The organism is Neisseria sp. P0022.S010 (genome assembly GCF_051956635.1).
Map to the genome: position 1 here is coordinate 1 of NZ_JBQCXF010000914.1, position 442 is coordinate 442.

Sequence of the window (442 nt, forward strand, 5' to 3'; positions counted from 1 at the left end):
GACAATGGCGATGCGTTGTTTCTGGCCGCCGGAGAGTTCGCGCGGATAGGCGTTTTTGCGGTCGAGCAGGCCGACGCGTTCCAACAGTTTGTCGGCTTGCGCCTATGCTTCGGCACGGTTGCGGTTTCGTATTTTCAACGGGCCTAAGAGGATGTTTTCGATGACGGTCGTGTGGGCAAACAGTTCATAGCTTTGAAAAACCATGCCGACTTTTTGCCGGGCGGTTTGCCAGGAAACGTCTTTGCCGCATTCGCCGACCCCGTCCATCACGATGCTGCCGCCTTGGTGCGGCTCCAAACCGTTGACGCAGCGCAGGAGGGTGGATTTGCCGCAGCCGGACGGACACAGCAGTACGATGACTTCGCCTTTTTCCAAGTCCAAGTCTAAGGATTGAATGGCGGTTACGTTGCCGTATTGTTTGTGCAGGTTGCGGATGCTCAGT

1 pseudogene is annotated in these 442 nt (G+C 56.3%); it reads right to left on the bottom strand.

Annotation, left to right across the window (positions count from 1 at the left end):
* Nucleotides 1-441 (bottom strand): annotated as a pseudogene (locus tag ACTHUT_RS22085) (ATP-binding cassette domain-containing protein); the annotation flags it as partial.
* Nucleotide 442 lies beyond the last annotated feature (1 nt).